This is a genomic window from Rhodococcus sp. NPDC077669, assembly GCF_040686915.1.
In the GTDB taxonomy this organism is placed as follows: Bacteria; Actinomycetota; Actinomycetes; order Mycobacteriales; family Mycobacteriaceae; genus Rhodococcoides; species Rhodococcoides fascians.
Window position 1 is genome coordinate 1 of the sequence record NZ_JBFBMD010000008.1, and the last position, 21,977, is coordinate 21,977.

A 21,977-nucleotide genomic window follows, 5' to 3' on the forward strand; every position below is an offset into this window, starting at 1 on the left:
CCGCTGATCCTCGGTAAGTGAACTTCGTGCACGCATACAAAACTCCCCGGTAGTCGGAACTGAATTACTCAGTCCAACTTCCGGGGAGCTGTGCATTGCAGTCAGACTGACTGAAACCCACATTCATCCCGAACGGGGTTCCAACCGACACTGAATGAATGTGGCTTTGTTGCACTCTGAGTGACTGAAACCCACATTGATCCCAAATGGGGCGCAAATCTGGAGTGAGCGCGCGAGGGTAGCTGGTCAGGCAATTGCGGGCGGTTGATCCGGCGGCGGTGCTGCGGTGCGGCCGCGGAAGAGTTCGGTCGGGAGTGTTTCGGCGGCGACGATGCCCGAGTGCGAGGACGAGAGCACCAGTTTCCCGGCTCGACGGCCTTTTTCCTCGGCGTCCTGCCGCACGGTGGTCAGGTTCTCGCGAATGGCGTCGGATATGCCGTCGAATCCGGTGACCGAGAGTTGGCTCGGCACATCGATTGCGGAGACTCTGGCGAAGTTGAGTGCACCGAGTGCGATGACGTCGGTGGTGCAGAGCAGTGCCGTGGTGTCGCGGTTGGCCTGTAGCGCCTGGGCTGCGGCGGAGTGGCCGGAGCGCACGGTGTGGTCGAATCGTTCGACGACGGTGAGGGTGTCGGGGTCGAGTCCGGCGTCGATCATGGCGGCCTGGACGCCGGCGATGCGTTCACGTTGGACGTGGAAGTGACTGTCGGCCAGCCGTCCCGGGGGTACGACGCCGTCGCGGCGGTCGCGTCCGAGCCGCATGCACAGCACTGCAAGGTGTTCGTGTCCCAGCGAGATCAGATGTGCGGCAAGCATTTTCATGGCGACGCGGTCGTCGATTGCGACGAGGGCGGCCTCGGGGATGTTGCGGGGTTGGTCGCACACGACGATCGGTAGGTGTCGTTCGCGCACTGCGGCCAGGTAGGGGTCGTCGTCGGCGACGGAGTAGACGACGAATCCGTCGACTCCTGCTTGTTGGACCACAGCGGCAGCTTGCACGTCGTCGCGTTCGGCACCGGCGGGAATGAGCAGCAGTCCTTGTCCTGCGGCCTCGCAGGATTCGGCGAGACCGGCGAGGAAGCTCATGGCGGCGGGGTCGCGGAAGGAGTAGCTGAGGGCTTCGGTGAGCAGTAGTCCGATGGCTCCGGCTTTGCGGGTGCGCAGCGATCGCGCGACCGGGTCCGGGCCTGCGTAACCGCGTCGCTTGGCTGCCTGGAGGACGCGTTCGCGCAGTTCGGGCGAGAGTTGATCGGGTCGGTTGTAGGCGTTCGAGACGGTGGTTCGCGATACCTTCAGCTCGGCTGCGATCGACGCCAACGTCGCTTGACGTCGGGGTTCGCTTGACCTGGCCATAACCGGGACGTTAGTCCCACACCACGCTGCAGAGAAAATCGAGGTTGGACTCGTCCGATTCGATACCGAGGCTGCTCGAGAGCTAGAGTACAACGGTAACGGTTTCCATTAGCGTCAAGCCCTGCCTTCAGGAGTACATCGATGTCGTCCTTCCACCGCCCGTCTCGGGTCAAGAGCTCGGCCCTCATCGGCCTGACCTGCGCTGCCGCACTGGCACTGACCGCATGCAGCTCGAACGAGCCGACGAGCACCGAGTCCGCTCCGGCCAACCCCGTCGACGGTCCGATCACGATCGTCGCGTCCACGAACGTGTGGGGCAGCGTGGCCGAGGCCGTTGCGGGCAACCTGGCCACCGTGAAATCGATCATCGCCGACCCCTCGGCAGATCCGCATTCGTACGAGGCGAGCCCCGGTGACGCCGCCGCGGTTGCCGAGGCGTCGCTGGTGGTCTACAACGGCGGCGGCTACGACCAGTTCATCGAGGACATCCTCGGTTCCGAGGGCAAGGACGTGCCGTCCGTCGATGCCTTCACATTGCTCGACGCGGACCACGATCACGACTCCGAGACGACGTCCGAGGCAGCAACAGAGTCCGCAACCGAGCCCGCGGCAGAAGACGGCCACTCGCACGGTGAGGTCAACGAACACGTCTGGTACAACGCCGAGGTCGCAGCGCACACCGCCGAGGAGATCGCCGACAAGCTCGGCCAGCTCGACCCGGACAACGCCGCGCAGTACACCGCCAACGCCGAAACGTTCCATGAGCAGATCCACGCCATCACCGACGTGACGGACCGGATCGCCGCCCAGTTCCCGAACGCACCGGTGGCCCAGACCGAACCGATCGCGCACTACCTCCTCGAGGAGTCCGATCTCGACGACCGCACTCCCGAGGACTTCAAGGACGCCATCGAGGAGGGCAACGACCCGTCGCCCGCATCGATCGCCTCGACACGGGATCTGTTCACGTCCAAGTCCGTCCGCGCGCTGGTCTACAACACTCAGACCGAAGACGCTGTCACACAGGACATTCGCACCACCAGCGAGGCTGCCGGCATCCCCGTCGTCGAGGTCACCGAAACTCTGCCCGCCGGGATGACGTTCATCGAGTGGCAGACCAAGGCCGCGACGGACCTGCAGGCCGCGCTCAGCACCAACCCGTGAGCCGATCCGCCTCCCGAACGGTGGGCAGCTGATGGAAAGCTGTAACGCATGCCTGCTGTAGAACTGCGCGATGCCGGACTGGCCTTCGGCGACCGCACACTCTGGCAGAACCTGGATCTGTCCGTCGCGGCGGGCGAGTTCGTCGCCGTCCTCGGCCCCAACGGGTCGGGTAAGACGTCGTTGCTCAAGGTGCTGCTCGGTCAGAACCACCTCACGTCCGGCACCGCGTCGATCGGCGGCAGTCCCGTTCGCCGCGGCCAGTCGGGCGTGGGGTACGTCCCCCAGCAACGCAACATCGACGACGATCTGCCGCTACGCGGACGCGATCTCGTCGGTCTGGGCTGGGACGGCCACAAATGGGGCATGGGACTGCGCGGCATGCGGCAGCGCAAGGAGACGGTGCAGCGCGCCATCGATCAGGTCGACGCCAATTCCTTCGCCGGCGCACCGGTCGGCTCGATGTCCGGTGGTGAACAGCAGCGACTGCGAATTGCCCAAGCACTTGTCGGCGATCCGTCGGTACTGCTGTGCGACGAGCCCCTGCTCAGCCTCGACCTCGCCAACCAATCGTTGGTCTCGGGCCTCATCGATCGCCGACGGCGGGAGCACGACACAGCCGTGCTGTTCGTGACGCACGAGATCAACCCGATCCTTCCGCTCGTCGACCGCGTCGTCTACATCGTCGACGGCCGGTTCCGGATCGGGACTCCCGAGGACGTCATGACCACCGAGGTGTTGTCCGAGCTGTACGGCACCGAGGTCGAGGTGCTGAAAGTTCGCGGCCGGCTGGTCGTCGTCGGAACCGGCGACTCGATCGATGCGCTCGGCTCGGCCGGTGCCCACCACCCACCCGTACCGCACGACGGAGAAGACAAGGCATGAACGAGAAGGTTCTCGACGCATTCTCGAAGATGCTCGACTTCGACACCACGGCGAATCTGCTGAGCTACGACTTCGTTCAGCAGGCGTTGATCGCCGCTGCCATTCTCGGATTGCTCGCCGGCGCGCTCGGACCGCTCATCGTCAGCAGGCAGTGGGCCTTCGCGGTACACGGATCGAGTGAACTCTCCCTCACCGGTGCATCCGCTGCGCTGCTCGTCGGCATCACCGTCGGGCTCGGTGCCATCGTCGGATCCGTCGTCGCCGCGGTGATGTTCGCCCTGCTCGGCAACAAGGCCCGCGACCGCGACTCGGTCATCGGCGTCATCATGTCGTTCGGCCTCGGCCTGTCGGTGCTGTTCATCTGGCTGTACCCGGGCCGAACCGGAACCAGCTTCTCGTTGCTCATCGGCCAGATCGTCGGCGTCGGACAGAGCGGAATCCAGCTTCTACTGGTGTGCGCCGTTCTGGTGCTGATCGTGCTCACCGTGGTCTACCGTCCACTGCTGTTCGCCAGCACCGACCCCGAGGTGGCACTGGCCCGCGGCGTGCCCGTCCGTGCACTCTCGGTCGTGTTCGCCGTACTCGTCGGTGTTGCCTGTGCGCTGGGCGTGCAGATCGTCGGTGCGCTGCTGGTGCTCTCGCTGCTCATCACCCCGGCCGCGGCGGCTGCGCGAGTGACGGCCAGCCCGCTCAAGGCGACGCTGCTGTCCATCCTGTTCGCCGAGATCGCCGCTGTCGGTGGCATCTTGCTCTCGCTCGCCCCGGGCCTCCCGGTCTCGACCTTCGTCACGACCATCTCGTTCGTCATCTATCTTCTCTGCCGAGCTGTGGGAGCTACTCGCAAGGCCAATTCCGGACGGCTCGTCGCCGCCTAGACTGTCCAGGGTGACGGCCATCGATCTCAACGCCGATCTCGGCGAAAGCTACGGTGCGTGGACTCTGGGCGACGACGACGCCATGCTCGCGGTGGTGTCCAGTGCCAACGTCGCGTGCGGCTTTCACGCCGGTGATCCGACCACGCTGCTGCGCACGTGCCGCTCGGCTGCGAACGCGGGCGTGCGGATCGGGGCTCAGGTCGGCTATCACGACCTCGCCGGATTCGGCCGACGCTTTCTCGACGTCGCCCCCGCAGATCTCACCGCCGACGTCGTCTATCAGATCGGCGCACTCGACGGCCTTGCCCGAGTGGCCGGTTCGGCCGTCGCGTACGTCAAACCACACGGGGCGCTGTACAACGCGATCGTGCATCATCGCGAGCAGGCGAAAGCGGTCGCCGAGGCAGTGGCCGCCTACGACCCGCGTCTGCCGGTTCTCGGGCTCCCCGGTTCGGCATTCCTCGACGAAGCCGAACGCGTCGGGTTACGCACGGTCGCAGAGGCTTTCGCCGATCGCGCCTACACCCCACAGGGAACACTGGTCTCGCGCACGGAACCCGGAGCCGTGCTCGGCGATCCCGAGGTGGTCGCCCAGCGGGTATCGACGATGATCACCGACGGTACGGTCGAAGCGGTGGACGGCACGACGGTCGAAGTCCGCGCCGAATCGATCTGCTTGCACGGCGACTCCCCCGGCGCGGTGGCGATGGCGAATGCCGTGCGGGACCTGTTGCGCGTCAACGATATCGACATCAGTCCCTTCGTCTGATGCGCCTCCTCCCCGCAGGCGAGAACGCGCTGCTGGTCGAGTTCTCCGACCTGCCCGAGACCATGTCGTACCACCGCTCCATGGTCCGCCAACGGCCGGACGCGGTCGTCGATCTGGTTCCTGCCGCCCGCACCGTCCTGGTGATCTTCGACGGGGCACCGGCACCGATACTCGAGTGGGTCGCGGCGCTGACACCCGCTGCCGACGACCCCACTGCCGCATCCGAGGCGGTCACGATTCCCGTCTCCTACGACGGCGCAGACCTCGACGACGTCGCCCGCCTGACGGGCCTGTCCGTCGCCGAAGTGGTTGCAGCGCATACGGAACAGACCTGGACAGTCGCGTTCGGCGGCTTCGCGCCCGGCTTCGGCTACCTCGTCGGCACCGACACCCGACTGCACGTGCCGCGGCGGGATTCACCGCGCACCAGCGTCCCGGCAGGCGCAGTGGGTCTGGCCGGTAAGTTCTCCGGCATCTACCCGCGGTCCTCGCCCGGGGGATGGCAGCTCATCGGGCGCACGGACGCGCAATTGTGGAACCTCGACCGCGATCCACCCGCACTGCTGAGCCCCGGCACCACCGTCCGATTCGAGTCGACATGAAGGCCCTGACCGTCCTGCAGACGGGTCCGCTGTGCACCGTCCAGGATCGTGGACGACGTGGCCACGCGGCGGTGGGCGTCGGACGATCCGGTGCAGCGGACCTTCGTTCACACGATGCGGCAAACCGTCTGGTGGGCAACGACTCCGGTGCCGCCACCCTGGAAGTGACGTTCGGTGGCCTGCAGGTCCGAACCGAGTTCGACGCCGTCATGGCCGTCACCGGAGCGCACGTGATCTGCCGCGTGGACGGCACCGTGCAGGGACTGCATTCGACGCTCGTGGTCCGAGCCGGGCAGGAGTTGACTCTGTCGCCGCCCTCATCGGCTCTGCGCAGCTACCTCGCCGTCCGGGGAGGCATCGACGTCCCGTCGGTTCTCGGCAGCAGATCGACGGACACGATGTCGGGCCTCGGGCCCGCTCGGCTCTCCCCCGGGACGGTGCTCCCGGTCGGCGACGCCACAGACCATTGGCCTGCAACGGATTTCGTAGTACCGACCCCGCTCGAGCAGACACTGCACATCACGTTCGGCCCACGCGAGGACTGGTTCACCGAGCATGCTCGATCCATTCTGCTGGAGCAGCCGTGGACGGTCACGCAGGATTCGGATCGCGTCGGCATCAGGCTCGACGGCGCGGAGCCCTTGACCCGCGCGGTCGACGACGAATTGCCCAGCGAGGGAATGGTTCTCGGGGCGCTACAGGTGCCACCGTCGGGACAGCCGGTGTTGTTTCTCGCCGACCATCCCGTCACGGGCGGTTATCCGGTTATCGCCGTCGTGACTGCGGCCGATGTGTCCGCCGCTGCGCAGCTGACCCCCGGAACGCAGATACGGTTCCGCGCTATCGGTTGATCCCGGCCGCACACGACCTCACACCCGTTTTCTCGACCTCACACACCCATTCGAGCGATAGCAGGGCTGTGCGGTTCAGCCTCGACGCTGACGCGCGATGTCGGCCAGCACGACGCCGGCAGCGACGGAGGCGTTGAGCGATTCCACCGGCCCGGCCATCGGGATCGACAGGATGTGGTCGCAGGTCTCGCTGACCAGACGCGAGAGGCCCTTGCCCTCGGATCCGACGACGATAACGACCGGTCCCTTACCATCGAAGGTGTCGAGGTCGGTGTCGCCGCCTGCGTCGAGGCCGACGACGGTGACGCCCTTGGACTGCCAATCCTTCAGTGTGCGAGTCAGATTGACCGCCCGCGCGATGGGCAGTCGGGCTGCGGCACCGGCGCTGGTGCGCCATGCCACCGCGGACACGCTGGCGCTGCGACGCTGCGGAATCACGACGCCGTGACCACCGAACGCGGCCACCGAACGCACGACGGCACCGAGGTTGCGCGGGTCGGTGATGTTGTCGAGCGCCACGAGCAGTGCGGGTTCCTGGTGCGTGCGCGCGTTCGAGATCAGATCGTCGGGGTGCGCGTAGCGGTACGGCGGCACCTGCAGGGCCAGGCCCTGGTGCAGTCCGTTGGCGCTGAGCTTGTCCAGATCGGAGCGGGGAACTTCGAGGATGGAGATCCGTGCGTCGCCTGCGCGCTGCACGGCTTCCTTGAGTCGATCGTCGCTGTCGGTGCCGACGGCAACCCACAGGGCGGTGGCGGGCACGCCTGCACGCAGGCACTCGACGACCGGGTTGCGCCCGAGTACCACCTCGGGACCGTCTTCGGCCTTGCGTCCGGCCGGACGTCCACCCGCGCGTCCTCCGGTTGTACCGCCGCGGTTCTGCGCGGACTTCTCGGCGAGCTTGGCCCGACGCGCTGCCGGATGCTTGGTGCGCTCGGAGGCGGGGGGCGTTGCGCCGCGGCCCTCGAGGCCCTTACGACGCTTGCCTCCGGATCCGGCGACCTGACCCTTCTTGGTGCCGTCCTTGCGGATTGCGCCGCGCCTACTCGAATTGCCTGCCATCACAAACCTGCTTCGTCGGTCTTGCTCGTACCCAGCGACCATTCGGGCCCGTTGGGTGTATCTGTCACATCGACTCCGGCCTGCGCCAGTCGATCGCGTATCTCGTCGGCGACGGCCCAGTCCTTGGTCGCCTTCGCCGTTGCTCGACGCTCCAGCTCGGCCTCGACGAGAACGCCGAGTGCACCGAGAGCTGCTGCGTCCGAACCACTGTCGCTCGACCAGTGCGGATCGAGGGGGTCGACACCGAGGATGTCGAGCATCGCCCGCACGCTGCCCGCATGCTCCACGGCTGCCGGTAGATCACCGGACTCGAGGGCGGTGTTGCCGAGGGTGACGGTGGCGTGAATCTCGGCCAACGCTTTGGGCACACCGAGATCGTCGTCCAGAGCCGCGGCAAACCCGGCGGTCCACTTGCCCATCGGTACGTCACCGGCACGTTCGACGGCTCGCCGGACGAACCCTTCGATGCCCCGGTACGTCACCGCCGCGGTCTCGAGCGCAGTGTCGGAGTATTCCAGCATCGAGCGATAGTGCGCGCCACCGAGATAGAACCGAAGTTCTTGCGGCCGAACCTTTTTGAGCACGTTGGGCACCGAGAGGACGTTGCCGAGAGACTTGGACATCTTCTCTCCGCCCATCGTCACCCAACCGTTGTGCAGCCAGTAGCGCGAGAAGCCGTCGCCGGCCGCCATCGATTGGGCTCGCTCGTTCTCGTGATGCGGGAACACGAGATCGAGACCACCGCAATGGATGTCGAAGTCCGCGCCGAGGTACGTCTCCGCCATCGCCGAGCACTCGAGATGCCAGCCGGGACGGCCTGGGCCCCACGGCGTCGGCCACGAGGGCTCGCCGGGCTTGGCACCCTTCCACAGTGTGAAGTCGCGAGGATCGCGCTTGCCCTCGGCAACGCTCTCGCCCTGGTGTACGTCGTCGAGCTTGTGACCGGACAACGCGCCGTAACTCGGGAAACTCTGCACGTCGAAGTACACGTCTCCGCACGAATCGGCATACGCGTGCCCACGCTCGATCAGCCGCTCGATCATCTGGACCATCTGAGTGATGTGACCCGTCGCACGCGGTTCGGCGGACGGCGGCAGCACACCGAGTCGGTCGTAGGCCCAGGTGAACGAACGCTCGTACGTTGCCGCCCACTCCCACCACGGACGACCGGCGTCGCGCGCCTTGTTCAGGATCTTGTCGTCGATGTCCGTCACGTTGCGAACGAAAGCGACGTCGTAGTCGTGTGCCAACAGCCAGCGGCGCAGGACGTCGAACGCCACTCCGCTGCGTACGTGGCCGATGTGAGGCTCACCCTGCACCGTTGCCCCACACAGGTACACCGATACATGGCCAGGGACCAAGGGGGTGAATTCCCGCAGGGCCCTCGTCTCGGTGTCGTGTAGGTGAAGGGTCACGACCAGCAATGCTACCGGTGGTTTTACCTCGTCATGACAAGTGCGGTCGCGACGGCCGCGATTCCTTCGCCGCGACCGGTCAGCCCGAGCCCATCGGTGGTGGTCGCGGACACCGACACCGGGGCACCGAGCACACCCGAGAGAACGTCCTGCGCCTCGACGCGACGCGGTCCGATCTTGGGCCTATTACCGATGATCTGCACCGCAGCGTTGCCTATCGCAAACCCGTCGGCGTCGAGCAACCGTCGTACCTCGGTCAGCATCGCGGCTCCACTGACCCCGTCCCACTCCGGACGCCCGGTGCCGAAGACCGACCCCAAATCGCCCAGGCCCGCAGCGGACAGCAGGGCGTCACACAGCGCGTGCGCGGCGACGTCGCCGTCGGAGTGGCCCTCGAGACCGTCCGCGTCCTCGAAGAGCAGTCCGGCCAGCCAGCAGGGTCGGCCGGGCGCGATGGGGTGGACGTCGGTGCCGATGCCGACTCTCATAGGAGCGCCTCTGCCAGTAGTAGGTCGTGCGGAGTGGTGATCTTGAATGCGAGCGCGTCGCCGACGATGGTGTGCACCGTCTCGCCGATGCGCTCGACCAGTCCCGCATCGTCGGTGGAGATGTCGGTAGCGGCGGCATAGGCGCGACGCAGGACGTCGGCGTCGAAGCCCTGCGGAGTCTGGACCGCACGCAGACTCGCGCGATCGGGCGTGCCGACCACAGCGCCCATGAGGTCGACTTCCTTGACGGTGTCGACGACGGGCAGCACCGGGATGACCGCTGGGCGTCCGGCTCGGACCTCGGCGACGACGCGGGCGATCAACGCGGGCGGGGTGAGAGCGCGAGCGGCGTCGTGGACGAGCACGACCGAAGCGTCTCCGACGACGGCGAGACCGGCGCGCACCGAATCGGTGCGTTCGCGGCCGCCTGCCACGACGATGACGTCGTCGCCGACGAGCCCGCGGGCCGCGTCGAGCAAGTCGACGGGCACGATGACGACGATGCGGTCGACGGCACCCGAGGCACGCAGTCCGTCCACGGACCGCGTGAGAAGAGAGTCGGTACCCAGACAGACGAAAGCCTTCGGCTCGTCGTGTCCGAGCCGAAGGCCTTTACCTGCTGCGGGTACCAGGGCGACAACGTCGCCGGCGGTACCGTTCACGCTACGAAGCTGCTCATTCTGCGAAGCTGCACACTCTACGAAGCGGTGGCGAGAACTTCGTCGAGCATGGTGTCGGCCTTGGCCTGGTCGGTTCCCTCGGCCAATGCCAACTCGCCGACGAGGATCTGACGCGCCTTGGCGAGCATCCGCTTCTCGCCTGCCGACAATCCACGATCCTGTTCGCGACGCCAGAGATCACGAACGACCTCTGCCACCTTGTTCACGTCACCGGAAGCCAGCTTCTCCAAGTTGGCCTTGTAGCGACGCGACCAGTTGGTGGGCTCTTCGGTGTGCGGTGCGCGCAGCACCTGAAAGACTTTGTCGAGGCCTTCTTGCCCGACGACATCGCGAACGCCGACGTACTCGGCATTGTCCGCGGGGACTCGAACGGTGAGGTCGCCTTGCGCGACCTTGAGAACCAAGTACTCTCTCGGTTCACCCTTGATGGTGCGTGTCTCTATCGCTTCGATCAGCGCCGCTCCGTGATGGGGGTAAACGACGGTGTCTCCGACCTTGAAAATCATGTGACAAGTGCCCCTTTCGATTTATCCAGAATACCACGCCCAATATCAACGGCGCAGGTCAGGGGCACAGTGCTGCCGAATCAGGGGTTGACACAGACCGTTCGACGTGTATCCGATGCCACATTTCGGCCGCGGTCGTAACACCCCCGTTCCGTGCGGAAGGCTGCCCTACCTGGCGCATCGTGAGCAGTGGCGGACCCCACGAGCGGTCGGTGGACGAGAACTACTACTCTGCCTAGTGGACGAGATGGACCGAGCCGGCCCGGCACCACATGGAGGACGACCGAAGTGACTGCAATCGACGCTGCGACACCGCTTGGCCGCCATCGCAGAACGGCCGCCGCCCTCGCGCTTCTCGCTGGTGGCACCCTCGTACTCACCGCCTGCGGCGCAGGTCAGATCTCGCAGACGGCCACTCAGGTCGCGGCGGTCAACGGCAATTCCGTCGACGTCGGAGACATTCAGCTTCGCAACGTGCACGTCGTGTACCCCTCCTCCGAGGAGTACAGCATCGAGCCCGGCGGCACCGTCGAGCTCGGCTTCACGGCCATCAACGCCAACCCCGCCGTGGCGGACGAGCTGACCGGGATCTCCTCTCCCGAGGCTCAGGTCACCATCGTCGACGAGGCAGAACCGGGCAGCACCGAGATCGCTCCGCTGACCGCGCTCGGTGCCGGATCACCCGCCGACACGCAGCTGGACGATCCTCTGCTTCCGATCCAGCTCATCAAGGTCGAAATGGCCGACATCAGCGAGAACGTGCGCCCGGGCCTGACGCTGCCGGTCACCTTCGAGTTCGCGAATGCGGGCGATGTTGTCGTCAACGTCCCCGTCGACGCCGGTCACGAACTCGAGCGCTCCGAAGAGGCAGTCTCCGAGCACAGCGGCGGGCACTGACCCCTCCGTACGAGGTCACCGGACCTGTCGGTGCCGATCGTTAGGCTTCCGACGTGGTCAAACTGAAGTCGAGCTACCGCTGCTCCGCGTGTCATCATTCGGTCTCCAAGTGGGTCGGTCGGTGTCCCGAATGCGGCGACTGGGGCTCGATGGACGAGGTCCAGGCCACCGCGGCACCACTCACGTCGCGCGCAGGTGCATCGGCGCTCCGCTCGGGCGGCGGCGCCATGATCCCGACGACGCCCGCAGCTGCACTGACGACCATCAGCAGCGCAACCTCGCAGGCGAACACCACCGGCATCGACGAGTTCGATCGTGTCCTCGGCGGCGGTCTGGTCCCCGGTTCGGTCGTTCTGCTGGCCGGCGAGCCGGGCGTCGGCAAGTCGACGCTGCTGCTCGAGGTGGTGCATCGGTGGGCTCGTTCGGCTCCCGATCGCCGCGCGCTCTATGTCACCGGCGAGGAATCCGCAGGGCAGGTTCGGCTGCGAGCCGACCGTACCGGCGCGGTGCACGAGCGCGTCTTTCTCGCCGCCGAGTCCGATCTGGCAACCGTGTTCGGACACGTCGAACAGGTCAAGCCCAGCCTGCTGATCGTCGATTCGGTGCAGACGATGCTCGCCGCCGACGTCGACGGCGTCATCGGCGGTGTCACTCAGGTCCGCGCCATCACCAGTGCGTTGACCACTCTGGCCAAGACCACCGGAGTCGCCGTTCTGCTCGTGGGGCACGTGACGAAGGAAGGCGCGGTGGCAGGCCCACGCTCGCTCGAACACCTCGTCGACGTGGTCCTCAACTTCGAGGGCGACAAGCACTCCACGCTGCGCATGATTCGCGGCGTCAAGAACCGGTTCGGTGCCTCGGACGAGGTGGGCTGCTTCGAGTTGCGGGAGACCGGAATCGTCGGCATCAGTGACCCGTCCGGGCTGTTCCTGCATCACCGCAACGACGCCGTCCCCGGGACCGCCGTCACCGTCACGATGGACGGCAAGCGACCGCTGCTGGCCGAGCTGCAGGCACTGATCGTCGACACCGCCATGCCGTCACCGCGACGTGCGGTCAGCGGACTCGATCACGCCCGTGTCGCGATGATTCTGGCCGTCCTGGAACGCCGGTGCGGGGTGAAGGTGTCCAAGGCCGAGGTCTATGCCGCGACGGTCGGCGGGATGCGCACGAGTGAGCCGTCCGCAGATTTGGCTCTGGCGGCTGCGGTGGCGTCGGCGGTGCGTGATCAACCGTTGCCCGCAGGAATGGTGATTCTGGGGGAAGTAGGGCTCGCCGGCGAGGTACGACGCGTCGCCGGGCTCGGGCGCCGCCTCGCCGAGGCAGCCAGACTGGGGTTCAACTACGCCATCGTCCCCGAGGACGCGGGCCCCATCCCGCCCGGCATCAAGGTCAAAACCGTCACCAACGTCGGCGAGGCCCTGACGTACACGCGTATGCGGCCGGTATGACACCGGGCGGTACCCTTTACGGCGCTGCCCGTGTGCAACGGCGTGGCCCGCATTCGGCGGCGCGTTAGTCTTTGTTGGGCACGAGCTCCAGATCTGCCGCATGCCGTTACGACACGAGGGGGTTGGCCATGGAAGGCGCCGCGCAGTCCCCGGCGTTACGCGAGACCATCGCTCGACTGGCACCGGGCACCGCCCTGCGGGACGGTCTCGAACGAATCCTGCGCGGCCGCACCGGCGGATTGATCGTCCTGGGCTACGACGAAGAGGTCGAGGCCATCTGCGACGGCGGGTTCGAGCTCGATGTCGAGTTCGCGCCGACACGACTGCGCGAGCTGTCGAAAATGGATGGCGCAGTGGTGCTTTCGACCGACGGGCAGCGCATCGTTCGGGCCAATGTTCAGCTCGTCCCCGACCACAAGATTCCTACCGTCGAATCCGGCACCCGACACCGCGCGGCCGAGCGAACAGCGATGCAGACCGGGTATCCCGTTGTCTCCGTGAGCCAGTCGATGAGCATCGTCAGTGTCTACATCAGCGGCATCAGGCACGTCGTCGAGGGCTCAGCCACCATCCTCTCGCGCGCCAATCAGGCCGTCGCCACGCTCGAGCGATACAAGGCCCGGCTCGACGAGAACACGCGTCAGCTCTCGGTCGTGGAGATCGAAGATTTCGTGACCCTGCGCGACGCGTTGACCGTCGCCCAGCGCCTCGAGATGGTGCGACGGGTGTCGGTGGAAATCGAGCAGAACGTCCTCGAACTCGGCACCGACGGCCGTCAGCTCGCTCTCCAGCTCGAAGAGTTGTTGGGCGACAACGACATCGACCGTCAACTGATCGTGCGCGACTATCTCGCCGGCAACGAACCGTCGAGCACCACCGGCGTGGAGAAAGCGCTCGCGGCTCTGGACAAGCTGACCGATGTCGACCTGTTGGACCTGACGACTCTGTCCCGGGCATTCGGTTATCCCGCGACCATCGAAGCGTTGGACACCCCGATGAGTCCGCGCGGTTATCGCGTACTGACGCGAGTGCCGCGGTTGCAGTTCAGCCAGATTCACCGACTCGTGGGCGCATTCGGCACTTTGCAGGGCCTGCTGGCCGCAACCGCAGCCGATCTGCAGTCGGTCGACGGCATCGGCGGCCTGTGGGCCAGGCACATTCGAGAGGGGCTGTCGCGCTTGGCAGAGGCCTCGATCTCCGGGCCCTACGACTAGGAAGCGCTACGACCGAGACCCGGGACCCCTGGGAGAACCGGTAACCCCTACCGCTTCTTGGTCCCCGGGAGGAAACCAGCGTCGATCACGGCTTTCACGTAGGGCCGTGCGCTCGTGATCAGCTGCTCCGCATCCGGAACGGTCTTCCACACTGCCGAAGCCATGGCGTCGGTGCGCTCCTCGATGTGCCGATCGAGAGCGGTGCCGGCCTCGGTCAACGTCTCCCCCTCGGCAGAAGTGGTGAGCAGTCCCCGGACGGCGAGTCGTTCTGCAGCCGAATCCCATTCGGTCTCGGACCACTGTCGCGTCAGCTGTGTGATGCGCTTGCCGAGTGCTCGGCGTCCGGGCTGCGGTGTCGGGCGGACGGCTTCGTGGAACACCGCTGCTTCCGCGGGGTCGAGTTCCGCGTCGATCAACGCGGCGAGGTGGCCGTCGCCCCGCCATTCACGCAGCACGGTGATCGAATGCCACAGGGCGAGATGAGGCACGTCGGGTCGTTCGGTGGAATGCCATGCTGCTGCGAGAGGACGGCCGGCGAAGGACGCCGCGTCGCCGATGCTGCGCAATCGCTCCGCGATGGTCGCGAGATCGGGCTCGGAGGCCAAGGAACCCAATGCTGCGCCGAGGACGGAGTCGAGCAGTGCCCACCGACGATCGGACACTGCATCCAGACCGACGGCCACAGCGGCCGGCCACGCCTGCTCGATCAACACCGGGTTGAAGTTGTAGAACGCAGCCGCGACGACGCTGGGCGCGCACGGACCCATCGGCGCGGCCCGTGCGCCCACGTACCAGGCATGACCGTCGAGTCCGGTGTCCTCGTACGCAGATCCGAGTTCGGGATTGAAGTACGCGGTCACATGGAAGGGTTCGAGCGTCGTGTAGGCCGCTCGGGCAAGCGCTGTCGGGGTGGTCATGAGATTCGACCGTACTCAGCCGGTGATGTTGAACGGTTCCGGCACGCTCTTGAGCTCGCCGAGCTGTGCGATGGCCTGGTATGCACCGACGCCGACCGGGACGCGCTCTTCACCGCAACCGGGAACCGAGTTGGTGCCCGACCACTTCACCGTGAAGCCGGCCTGCTCACCGGGCTTGAAGGTTCGCAGATCCGACGCAGCGTTCGGGAAGCAGTCGATGTTGGACCAGATGCGCTGATTGTCGAGCGTGTAGACGAGTGCCTGCTGCAACCCGGCACCGACGTCGCGCTGGCACTCCGCTGACCCGATGTTGGTGATCACGACGGTGAACACGGGCTCTTCGCCGAGGCGATAGGTGGCCTTCTCGGGCGTCACCTTGATCGCGAGGGACTGATCCGGGCACTGGTTGGCGATCGCCGGAGCGGGCGCACCACTGGTCGTTGCTGCTGTCGTGCCACCGCCGGCCGCGGAGTCGGTACCGCCGCCCGAACCACCGGACCCACCGGAACCGCCCGATCCCTCACCCGAACCACCGGAGCCACCCGAACCACCGGGCGTGGCAGACGAGCTGGGCGACGGCAGGGCGGACGTGGTCGCCGGAGCTGCGACCCCGGCCGGAGCGGCCTCGGGGTCGTCGGAACGACCGCTGAGCGAGGCGATGAACCACACGATCAAGCCGAGGACGACAACGGCCGCACCGATGGCGAGTGCGCGGCGTCGCCAGTAGATTTCGGGAGGCAATGGCCCGGTCGGTTCCAACACGAATCAACCGTATGCGGCCGAAGCCACGCTATCCCTGAGCCCACGCGGCGTGTCGCACCGGCGAACGGGCTTTCGGGCTGTTCGACCGTTCAGGCCGGCTGCTCGCCGATGTCGCCGATGACCTCGCGAAGCTGCGCACGCCCCTTGGACAGCTGGTACGTGAGTCCGACGATCGCCAGCTCGCCGGCTTCGACCTTCTCGGCGACGATGCGCGAACGCTGCATCAGCAGGTTGCCGGTTTCCTGGACGTGGCGCGCCTCGAACTCGTCGACGGCTTCGTGGCCGTCGCGTCGGGCCGAGAGCACCGACGGGGTGACGCGCTCGACGACGTCGCGGATGTAGCCGCCGGGCACGTCACCGCTCTCGAGTGCGTCGACGGTCGCCTGGACGGCACCGCAGTGGTCGTGTCCGAGCACGACGATCAGCGGAGCATTGAGCACCGCGACGCCGTACTCGATGGAGCCCAGCACGGCGGAATCGACGACGTGGCCGGCGGTGCGAACGACGAACATGTCGCCGAGGCCCTGATCGAAGATGATCTCGGCGGCAACGCGTGAGTCGGCGCAGCCGAACAGGATGGCCCCGGGGTGCTGAGCGCTCTCGAGCCGGGCGCGGTCCTCGATCCCCTGCGACGGATGCAGGACCTCTCCGGAGACGAACCGTTGGTTGCCTTCCTTGAGTGACTTCCAGGCAGCGATCGGATTCGAAGCAGGCATAGCTCTCATTGTGCACGCGCAGCGGGTTACCGGCGAGTCGGGTGCACGCGCAGCGGGCTACCGGCGAGTCGGGTTCACTACTGTTGGTACCCGTCACAGACACGAGAAGAGGGGCGCACAGTTGCCGATCGATCCCGAGGCCCTGCTCGGATGGTTCGATACCGACGGACGCGACCTGCCGTGGCGTCGTCCGGGAGTGACCGCATGGCAGATCCTGATGAGCGAGATCATGCTGCAGCAGACGCCCGTCGTGCGGGTGGCTCCCATCTGGGAGCAGTGGGTGCAGCGGTGGCCGGTCCCCTCGGCGATGGCCGCGTCGTCGCAGGCCGAGGTGCTGCGGGCGTGGGGGAAGCTGGGATACCCGCGTCGCGCATTGCGTCTGCACGAGTGTTCTCGGGTGCTCGCCGAGGACTACGGTGACGAGGTTCCGCATGACGTCGACACCCTGCTCGGCCTGCCCGGCATCGGGGCCTACACGGCCAGGGCGGTGGCGACTTTCGCCTACGGTCAGCGAGTTCCGGTGGTGGACACCAATGTTCGACGCGTCGTCGCGCGTGCGTTGCACGGCAACGCCGAGCCTGGAAATCCTTCGACGACAAGGGATTTGGCCGATGTTGAAAAAATGCTTCCAAAGAGCGTGCCCCGCGCAGCCCGATACTCGGCGGCGTTGATGGAGCTCGGTGCGCTCATCTGTACCGCCAAGAATCCGGCATGTCTGCTGTGCCCACTTCCCGAGTGCGCCTGGATCGAGGCCGGGCGGCCTGCGCACACCGGCCCGGCGAAGAAGGTGCAGAAGTTCGCCGGAACCGATCGACAGGTACGCGGCAAACTGATGTCGGTGTTGCGGGAGAGCACCGGCCCGGTGGAGCGGGCTCAGCTCGACATCGTCTGGCCCACCGACCCCACCCAGCGTGACCGCGCGTTGGACTCACTGTTGACCGACGGCTTGATCGAGCAGACCGAATCGGGCTTGTTCGCGCTGGCCGGTGAGGGTTCGGACGGCTAGGACGCCAGAAACTCCACCAGAGCCGCATTGACCGCATCGGGTCGTTCGATGTAGCCGAAGTGGCCCGTATCGGCGATTTCGACGTAGCGCGCGCCCGGTATCGCCGACGCCACTTCACGACACTGCTGAACCGGGATGAGCCGGTCGTCGGCGAATCCGACGACGAGCGACTTGGCCGAAATTCGGCGATACGCTGTCAATCTGTCTGTGCCGGCGCGCATTTCGAGGCCGATCTGCGCCCGCATGCCGGCCGTCTTCTTGCCACCGGAGTATTCGAGCACCGCCAGCCAGTCGCCGATCGCTGCCTCGTCGGCCAAAGTCTTGGGCGAGAAGTTCTGCATCGCAGTCATCGCCGCCCGGTACGAGGCCGGAAGTTCGACTCCGGCGTCGAACAGATCTTTCTCGCCCTTCGTCAACTGCTGACGCATCGTGGTGTTTTTGCCGTAGGTGGCCATCATCACTGCGTGCGACACCAGATCCGGCCGCGCCAACGCCAATTCCTGGGTGACGCGTGCGCCCATCGACGTGCCGACGACGCGCACCTTTCCGCCGCCGAGATGTTCGATCAAGGCGGCGGTGTCTGCGACCAGGTCGTCGAGCGTCATTCCATGCGCACACTCGGACGACGGTGCGATACCGCGATTGTCGAATGTGACCACGCGATATCCGCTCTTCACCAGCGCGGGAACCTGATGGGTTCGCCAGACGCGGCCCGGGCTTCCCGTTCCCATCACCAGAACCACGAGCGGTCCGTCACCGGTGACGTCGTAGTTCAGGTCGATTCCGTTGAGCTGTGCGAGCGGCATTCGGATGATCCTAGTGTGCGCAGGAACCCCTCGACGGCGTCGCGATACCGCTCCGGGGCTTCGTCGTGAACGAGATGCGCCGCACCCTCGACTCGGACGTACACCGATCCGGGCTTGGCCGAGTGCATTCGGCTCATCTGGCCGGCCGGCGTGACGGTGCGCTCACCTTCGATCAACAGAACCGGAGCACGGACGGCATCCCATTCGTTCCAGAATTGCCGCGTTCCCCACTCCTGCGAAATGGCCTCGAACGTATCGACGTCACCGTGCAGTCGCCAGCCGTCGTCGCTGAGCTCGAACGAATCCAAAAAGTACTGTCCGGCAACATCTCCGAAGAAGGCGCGTACCGCGTCGGCGTCCGGGAACGGTTGCGGCCACGCCCGGATCATCGCCGCCCAGCCGTCCGCCGTTCGACCGCGAAAGTCCGGCGCGATGTCTTCGACGACGAGCGCGGTGACCAGATCGGGTCGCCGCGCAGCCGCACACCAGCCGTGCAGCGCTCCCATCGAATGACCGACCAGCACACTGGGACCCACCGTTTCGAGGTGCTCGATCAGGTCGTCCACGAACGCCTCGGTCGTCAGTTCTGGCGGCGGAGGCCGACGGTGGCCCGGGGCGTCGTAGGTGTGCACCCGCCCGAGTTCTCGGAGCCACGGAATCTGGCGTCGCCACGTCGCCGCGCTACCCATCAGCCCGTGCAGCAGCAGTATCGAACGGCCGGATCCACCCTCGTCGTAGAGCATCACCGCCGAGCATATCGGCGGGGTAGTCTCCCGAGAATGGCCATTGTGAAGATCAACGCGATCGACGTACCCGAGGGCGCAGGCCCCGAGCTCGAGAAGCGCTTCGCCGCGCGTGCCGGAACGGTCGACGGTTCGCCCGGTTTCCTCGGGTTCCAATTGCTCCGCCCGGTCAAGGGCGAGACGCGCTATTTCGTCGTCACCCAGTGGGAGGACGAGGAGTCGTTCCAGGCCTGGTCCGGGGGACCGTCACGGCAGGCGCATGCCGGTTCCGGCGAGAGCAAGCCGGTCGCGTCGGGTGCGTCACTGCTGGAGTTCGAGGTCGTGCTGGACGTACCCGCCACCTCGTGACGGCGCAGTTCGCCCGTCAGATGGGCTGACGGGCGAGCTCCCACTCGAGTCTGGTGGGCGTTTCGGAATCGAGTTTGTGCACGGCGTCGAACAACAGCTCGGCAGGCATCGGCCGCCCGAGGTAGAACCCCTGTGCCGCATCGCAACCCAGCCGACGCAGGGCGTCGAGGGTACCCGCATCCTCGACGCCCTCGGCCATGATTCGCACGCCCAGGCTGCGAGCCAGGTCGATGGTCGAGCGAACGATGGACGCGTCGGTGTCGTCGGAGTTCATCTTCGAGACGAACGAACGGTCGATCTTGAGGGTCTGCACCGGCAGGGTCTGCAGGTACGCCAGCGAGCTGTATCCGGTCCCGTAATCGTCGATGGCCAGAGTCACCCCCAGACTGCGCAACGAGGTCAACGCAGCCACCGATCGCACCGGGTCGGTCATGGCTGTGGTTTCGGTGACCTCGAACTCCAGGGCGTGTGCCGGTACCGAGTGTTTCGCCAGTGCCGCGGCGACCTGTTCGGTGAGTGTCTCGTCGAGAAGATTCCGAACCGAAAGGTTCACCGAGACGGACAGAGTGATACCTCGTCGCCTCAGTGCGCTGCACTGCGCGAGTGCCTCGTCGAGCACCAGGGCGGTGATGGCGGGCAACATGCCGGTGCGCTCGGCATCGGGAAGAAACGTCGACGGCCCGATCAATCCCTCGCGTGGGTGCAGCCACCGCAGCAGAGCCTCGACCCGGTCGACACTGCCCGACTCGAGATCGAGGCACGGCTGGAAGAACACGCGGAGCTGATGATCGCGAATAGCCGTGTCGAGCTCGCCCAGCAGTCGCATCTGATCGTGTCGGTTTCGGTCCATGTCGGGCTCGTACAGACCGATGCGAGCATGGCCCGCCTTCGCTGACGTCAAGGCCACATGAGCACGCTGCAACATCGCCTCGCCGTCGACGCCGTTCGTCTCGGACGCCCCCGAACACTCCTCGAACGCCGCTATCCCTACCGCCGCGTCCAGGGCGACGTTGATGTCGTGCACGAACATCGTTCTGCTGACGGCGAATTGGAGCCTATGAGCCATGTCGAAAATGTCGGTTCTACCCGGCAGCCGGCGCATCGCGACGACGAACTGATCGCCTCCCAGCCGCCCCACCAGATCGTCGGACCGCACCGAGGCGACGAGGCGATGGCCGATCTCGCGAAGCACGCTGTCGCCCACGCTGTACCCGAACGTCTCGTTGATCTGAGCGAAACGGTCGATGTCGACCACGAGCGTGAAGACGTCCGATTCGCCGCGCGTGGCAAGCATCGTGTCGAGCCGCTCCCGGAGCAGGCGACGATTGCCGAGTCCGGTGACGGCGTCCGTTCGTGCCACGTTCTCGAGCACCGAAGCCTGGCTGCGCAGCGTTCCGAGGAAGCAGGCCATCCTGCCGCCGACCAAGGAGATGACCAGAGCAGAGGACAGCACGATCACCCAACCCCACTGCGCGACGGGCACTCCGCGAGCCAGTTGCACGGCCATGGCCACCGGGGTGACGGCAACCGCGAGGCCCAGACCGACGAATCGTGCCCGCCCGAATCTGAACGGACTGGGACGCTCGATGCGTGTGACCGGCCGCTCCGGAACGAACAGCGCAACGACGCCGAAGCACACGTAGGCGGCCAGCCACAGCGTGTTCGGAAGCAGCGAGCGATAGGGCTCGACATCGTCGAGCCGAGAGTAGGTGGCGAAGTCGGACACGGCCAGGAGCACTGTGCCGATGGTGGCAGCCACGACCGAGACACCGGTCGATCGCGTCAACAGATAGAGACTGCCGATGAGAGTCAGCAGAAACGCGTCGATGGTCAGGTACACGGTCGCAGGCAAGAGCGAGAGCATCGAGCCCAGCGATCCCGTCCAGTCGCCGGGAACGACGAACATCCACGCGGCCAGACCGACACCCACCGCGACCACCAGACATTCGAGCAGCTCTTCCAGACCGAAGACGAGCCCGTTCTCGTCGGCCGCACGCGCGAATCCGACAGCAATGATCAGGTACCCGGCCAGATACAGCACGTCCGAAGCAGAGAAGGTCGAGACCCGGCCGCCCCCGTATTGCATCAGGGCGACCAGCCCGTCGCCCACACCCCAGCAGGCGACGCCGAGGGCCATGTACTTCCACGTTCGGCGGTCCGGTCCGTTCTCGCGCAGCAACCGATACACGAATGCCGACACTGTGGCCAGGACCACGATTGAGTAGACGATGTCGCGGGGTAATCCAAGCGCGGCTGCAACGTAGGCCGCGATTGCGAGGGCACCCAGGCCTAGGAAGCGCGTCCACAACATGGTGGGCACATCCTTCCTAGGCTGGTCGTTACATTCCCCGAAGGTATGCAACAGCCGATCTAACCCGATGCTTGACCTCGATTCGGCACCGAACCATCCGCGGATGGGTCGATTCACGAACTATTTCAAACCTGACGACTGTTCGCCAGTCTCACATCGGGT

At 66.1% G+C, this 21,977-nt stretch carries 23 protein-coding genes; 11 read left to right on the forward strand and 12 right to left on the reverse strand.

From position 1 onward, the window contains the following. Positions 1 to 246 precede the first annotated feature (246 nt). Positions 247 to 1,353, reverse strand: coding sequence for a LacI family DNA-binding transcriptional regulator (locus AB0P23_RS11805; RefSeq protein ID WP_363797686.1), 1,107 nt, complete (start codon positions 1,351 to 1,353; stop codon positions 247 to 249). Between the two features lie 141 nt (positions 1,354 to 1,494). On the opposite strand from AB0P23_RS11805, the gene AB0P23_RS11810 reads away from it, so the two are divergent. From AB0P23_RS11810 to AB0P23_RS11835, 6 genes are read left to right on the forward strand one after another with little or no spacing between them, the layout of a single operon-like run. Further along, positions 1,495 to 2,517 (forward strand): zinc ABC transporter substrate-binding protein, encoded by a 1,023-nt coding sequence (locus tag AB0P23_RS11810; protein WP_032373662.1) that lies wholly within the window; start codon positions 1,495 to 1,497, stop codon positions 2,515 to 2,517. A 48-nt stretch (positions 2,518 to 2,565) separates the two neighbouring features. Then, complete coding sequence (locus tag AB0P23_RS11815; protein WP_027494335.1) at positions 2,566 to 3,399, forward strand: metal ABC transporter ATP-binding protein; 834 nt, start codon at positions 2,566 to 2,568, stop codon at positions 3,397 to 3,399. Continuing rightward, positions 3,396 to 4,274 carry a metal ABC transporter permease gene (locus AB0P23_RS11820; protein WP_032373661.1) on the forward strand — a complete coding sequence of 293 codons (879 nt, stop codon included), beginning with the start codon at positions 3,396 to 3,398 and terminating at the stop codon, positions 4,272 to 4,274. The genes AB0P23_RS11815 and AB0P23_RS11820 overlap by 4 nt, the downstream gene beginning before the upstream one ends. A gap of 10 nt (positions 4,275 to 4,284) precedes the next feature. Further along, complete coding sequence (locus AB0P23_RS11825) at positions 4,285 to 5,043, forward strand: 5-oxoprolinase subunit PxpA (RefSeq protein ID WP_363797689.1); 759 nt, start codon at positions 4,285 to 4,287, stop codon at positions 5,041 to 5,043. Continuing rightward, complete coding sequence (locus AB0P23_RS11830) at positions 5,043 to 5,645, forward strand: allophanate hydrolase subunit 1 (protein WP_032373659.1); 603 nt, start codon at positions 5,043 to 5,045, stop codon at positions 5,643 to 5,645. Before AB0P23_RS11825 ends, AB0P23_RS11830 begins: the two co-directional genes overlap by 1 nt. Beyond that, positions 5,642 to 6,496, forward strand: a complete 855-nt coding sequence (locus AB0P23_RS11835) for a biotin-dependent carboxyltransferase family protein (RefSeq protein ID WP_032373658.1) — start codon at positions 5,642 to 5,644, stop codon at positions 6,494 to 6,496. The genes AB0P23_RS11830 and AB0P23_RS11835 overlap by 4 nt, the downstream gene beginning before the upstream one ends. 75 nt (positions 6,497 to 6,571) lie before the next feature. Here AB0P23_RS11835 and rlmB read toward each other — a convergent pair whose 3' ends face one another. Genes rlmB through AB0P23_RS11860 form a run of 5 tightly spaced genes read right to left on the reverse strand, consistent with a single transcriptional unit; the run spans position 6,572 to position 10,644 of the window. Next, the gene (gene rlmB / locus AB0P23_RS11840) at positions 6,572 to 7,555 is read right to left on the reverse strand and encodes a 23S rRNA (guanosine(2251)-2'-O)-methyltransferase RlmB (RefSeq protein WP_032373657.1); all 984 of its coding nucleotides are present in this window, start codon (positions 7,553 to 7,555) and stop codon (positions 6,572 to 6,574) included. Further along, entirely contained in the window at positions 7,555 to 8,970 is a 1,416-nt protein-coding gene (gene cysS, locus AB0P23_RS11845; protein ID WP_027494341.1) for a cysteine--tRNA ligase, read from the reverse strand. Before cysS ends, rlmB begins: the two co-directional genes overlap by 1 nt. 23 nt (positions 8,971 to 8,993) lie before the next feature. Then, on the reverse strand, positions 8,994 to 9,458 hold the full coding sequence (gene ispF, locus AB0P23_RS11850; RefSeq protein ID WP_032400278.1) for a 2-C-methyl-D-erythritol 2,4-cyclodiphosphate synthase: 465 nt from the start codon (positions 9,456 to 9,458) through the stop codon (positions 8,994 to 8,996). Next, positions 9,455 to 10,120, reverse strand: coding sequence for a 2-C-methyl-D-erythritol 4-phosphate cytidylyltransferase (gene ispD, locus AB0P23_RS11855; RefSeq protein WP_032388290.1), 666 nt, complete (start codon positions 10,118 to 10,120; stop codon positions 9,455 to 9,457). Before ispD ends, ispF begins: the two co-directional genes overlap by 4 nt. 35 nt (positions 10,121 to 10,155) lie before the next feature. Beyond that, entirely contained in the window at positions 10,156 to 10,644 is a 489-nt protein-coding gene (locus tag AB0P23_RS11860; protein WP_027494344.1) for a CarD family transcriptional regulator, read from the reverse strand. A gap of 288 nt (positions 10,645 to 10,932) precedes the next feature. Here AB0P23_RS11860 and AB0P23_RS11865 point away from each other — a divergent pair, with 288 nt between their 5' ends. The 3 genes from AB0P23_RS11865 (at position 10,933) to disA (ending at position 14,206) form a co-directional block, all read left to right on the forward strand. Further along, positions 10,933 to 11,541, forward strand: a complete 609-nt coding sequence (locus tag AB0P23_RS11865) for a hypothetical protein (RefSeq protein WP_027494345.1) — start codon at positions 10,933 to 10,935, stop codon at positions 11,539 to 11,541. Positions 11,542 to 11,594: 53 nt separating this feature from the next. Continuing rightward, positions 11,595 to 12,992, forward strand: a complete 1,398-nt coding sequence (radA, locus tag AB0P23_RS11870) for a DNA repair protein RadA (protein WP_027494346.1) — start codon at positions 11,595 to 11,597, stop codon at positions 12,990 to 12,992. Positions 12,993 to 13,120: 128 nt separating this feature from the next. Continuing rightward, the gene (disA, locus tag AB0P23_RS11875) at positions 13,121 to 14,206 is read left to right on the forward strand and encodes a DNA integrity scanning diadenylate cyclase DisA (protein WP_027494347.1); all 1,086 of its coding nucleotides are present in this window, start codon (positions 13,121 to 13,123) and stop codon (positions 14,204 to 14,206) included. Positions 14,207 to 14,253: 47 nt separating this feature from the next. Here disA and AB0P23_RS11880 read toward each other — a convergent pair whose 3' ends face one another. The 3 genes from AB0P23_RS11880 to AB0P23_RS11890 form a co-directional block, all read right to left on the reverse strand. Then, positions 14,254 to 15,123, reverse strand: coding sequence for a hypothetical protein (locus AB0P23_RS11880; RefSeq protein WP_027494348.1), 870 nt, complete (start codon positions 15,121 to 15,123; stop codon positions 14,254 to 14,256). Between the two features lie 15 nt (positions 15,124 to 15,138). Beyond that, the gene (locus tag AB0P23_RS11885) at positions 15,139 to 15,885 is read right to left on the reverse strand and encodes a hypothetical protein (protein ID WP_027494349.1); all 747 of its coding nucleotides are present in this window, start codon (positions 15,883 to 15,885) and stop codon (positions 15,139 to 15,141) included. A gap of 89 nt (positions 15,886 to 15,974) precedes the next feature. Continuing rightward, positions 15,975 to 16,601 carry a carbonic anhydrase gene (locus AB0P23_RS11890; protein ID WP_027494350.1) on the reverse strand — a complete coding sequence of 209 codons (627 nt, stop codon included), beginning with the start codon at positions 16,599 to 16,601 and terminating at the stop codon, positions 15,975 to 15,977. Positions 16,602 to 16,722: 121 nt separating this feature from the next. Here AB0P23_RS11890 and AB0P23_RS11895 point away from each other — a divergent pair, with 121 nt between their 5' ends. Next, the gene (locus AB0P23_RS11895; protein WP_032400297.1) at positions 16,723 to 17,607 is read left to right on the forward strand and encodes an A/G-specific adenine glycosylase; all 885 of its coding nucleotides are present in this window, start codon (positions 16,723 to 16,725) and stop codon (positions 17,605 to 17,607) included. Here AB0P23_RS11895 and AB0P23_RS11900 read toward each other — a convergent pair. Together AB0P23_RS11900 and AB0P23_RS11905 are read right to left on the reverse strand one after the other, a co-directional pair. Beyond that, a complete protein-coding gene (locus AB0P23_RS11900) occupies positions 17,604 to 18,413 on the reverse strand; it encodes an alpha/beta hydrolase (RefSeq protein WP_032400277.1) in 810 nt (269 codons plus the stop codon). The genes AB0P23_RS11895 and AB0P23_RS11900 overlap by 4 nt on opposite strands. After that, positions 18,380 to 19,156 (reverse strand): alpha/beta hydrolase, encoded by a 777-nt coding sequence (locus AB0P23_RS11905; RefSeq protein WP_052061476.1) that lies wholly within the window; start codon positions 19,154 to 19,156, stop codon positions 18,380 to 18,382. Before AB0P23_RS11905 ends, AB0P23_RS11900 begins: the two co-directional genes overlap by 34 nt. A gap of 36 nt (positions 19,157 to 19,192) precedes the next feature. Here AB0P23_RS11905 and AB0P23_RS11910 point away from each other — a divergent pair, with 36 nt between their 5' ends. Continuing rightward, positions 19,193 to 19,504 (forward strand): antibiotic biosynthesis monooxygenase, encoded by a 312-nt coding sequence (locus AB0P23_RS11910; RefSeq protein WP_027494354.1) that lies wholly within the window; start codon positions 19,193 to 19,195, stop codon positions 19,502 to 19,504. 16 nt (positions 19,505 to 19,520) lie between these two features. Here the strand turns inward: AB0P23_RS11910 and AB0P23_RS11915 are convergent, their stop codons facing one another. Further along, on the reverse strand, positions 19,521 to 21,815 hold the full coding sequence (locus tag AB0P23_RS11915) for a bifunctional diguanylate cyclase/phosphodiesterase (RefSeq protein WP_363797695.1): 2,295 nt from the start codon (positions 21,813 to 21,815) through the stop codon (positions 19,521 to 19,523). Positions 21,816 to 21,977: the final 162 nt, after the last annotated feature.

What these genes read in the sequence shown, in the direction of transcription:
- AB0P23_RS11805 (WP_363797686.1), bottom strand. Translation starts at nt 1,353, where the DNA reads ATGGCCAGGTCAAGCGAACCCCGACGTCAAGCGACGTTGGCGTCGATC.
- AB0P23_RS11810 (WP_032373662.1), top strand. Translation starts at nt 1,495, where the DNA reads ATGTCGTCCTTCCACCGCCCGTCTCGGGTCAAGAGCTCGGCCCTCATC.
- AB0P23_RS11815 (WP_027494335.1), top strand. Translation starts at nt 2,566, where the DNA reads ATGCCTGCTGTAGAACTGCGCGATGCCGGACTGGCCTTCGGCGACCGC.
- AB0P23_RS11820 (WP_032373661.1), top strand. Translation starts at nt 3,396, where the DNA reads ATGAACGAGAAGGTTCTCGACGCATTCTCGAAGATGCTCGACTTCGAC.
- AB0P23_RS11915 (WP_363797695.1), bottom strand. Translation starts at nt 21,815, where the DNA reads ATGTTGTGGACGCGCTTCCTAGGCCTGGGTGCCCTCGCAATCGCGGCC.
- AB0P23_RS11910 (WP_027494354.1), top strand. Translation starts at nt 19,193, where the DNA reads ATGGCCATTGTGAAGATCAACGCGATCGACGTACCCGAGGGCGCAGGC.
- AB0P23_RS11860 (WP_027494344.1), bottom strand. Translation starts at nt 10,644, where the DNA reads ATGATTTTCAAGGTCGGAGACACCGTCGTTTACCCCCATCACGGAGCG.
- ispF (WP_032400278.1), bottom strand. Translation starts at nt 9,458, where the DNA reads ATGAGAGTCGGCATCGGCACCGACGTCCACCCCATCGCGCCCGGCCGA.
- AB0P23_RS11835 (WP_032373658.1), top strand. Translation starts at nt 5,642, where the DNA reads ATGAAGGCCCTGACCGTCCTGCAGACGGGTCCGCTGTGCACCGTCCAG.
- AB0P23_RS11830 (WP_032373659.1), top strand. Translation starts at nt 5,043, where the DNA reads ATGCGCCTCCTCCCCGCAGGCGAGAACGCGCTGCTGGTCGAGTTCTCC.
- AB0P23_RS11880 (WP_027494348.1), bottom strand. Translation starts at nt 15,123, where the DNA reads ATGACCACCCCGACAGCGCTTGCCCGAGCGGCCTACACGACGCTCGAA.
- rlmB (WP_032373657.1), bottom strand. Translation starts at nt 7,555, where the DNA reads ATGGCAGGCAATTCGAGTAGGCGCGGCGCAATCCGCAAGGACGGCACC.
- AB0P23_RS11890 (WP_027494350.1), bottom strand. Translation starts at nt 16,601, where the DNA reads ATGCCTGCTTCGAATCCGATCGCTGCCTGGAAGTCACTCAAGGAAGGC.
- AB0P23_RS11905 (WP_052061476.1), bottom strand. Translation starts at nt 19,156, where the DNA reads ATGCTCTACGACGAGGGTGGATCCGGCCGTTCGATACTGCTGCTGCAC.
- AB0P23_RS11900 (WP_032400277.1), bottom strand. Translation starts at nt 18,413, where the DNA reads ATGCCGCTCGCACAGCTCAACGGAATCGACCTGAACTACGACGTCACC.
- disA (WP_027494347.1), top strand. Translation starts at nt 13,121, where the DNA reads ATGGAAGGCGCCGCGCAGTCCCCGGCGTTACGCGAGACCATCGCTCGA.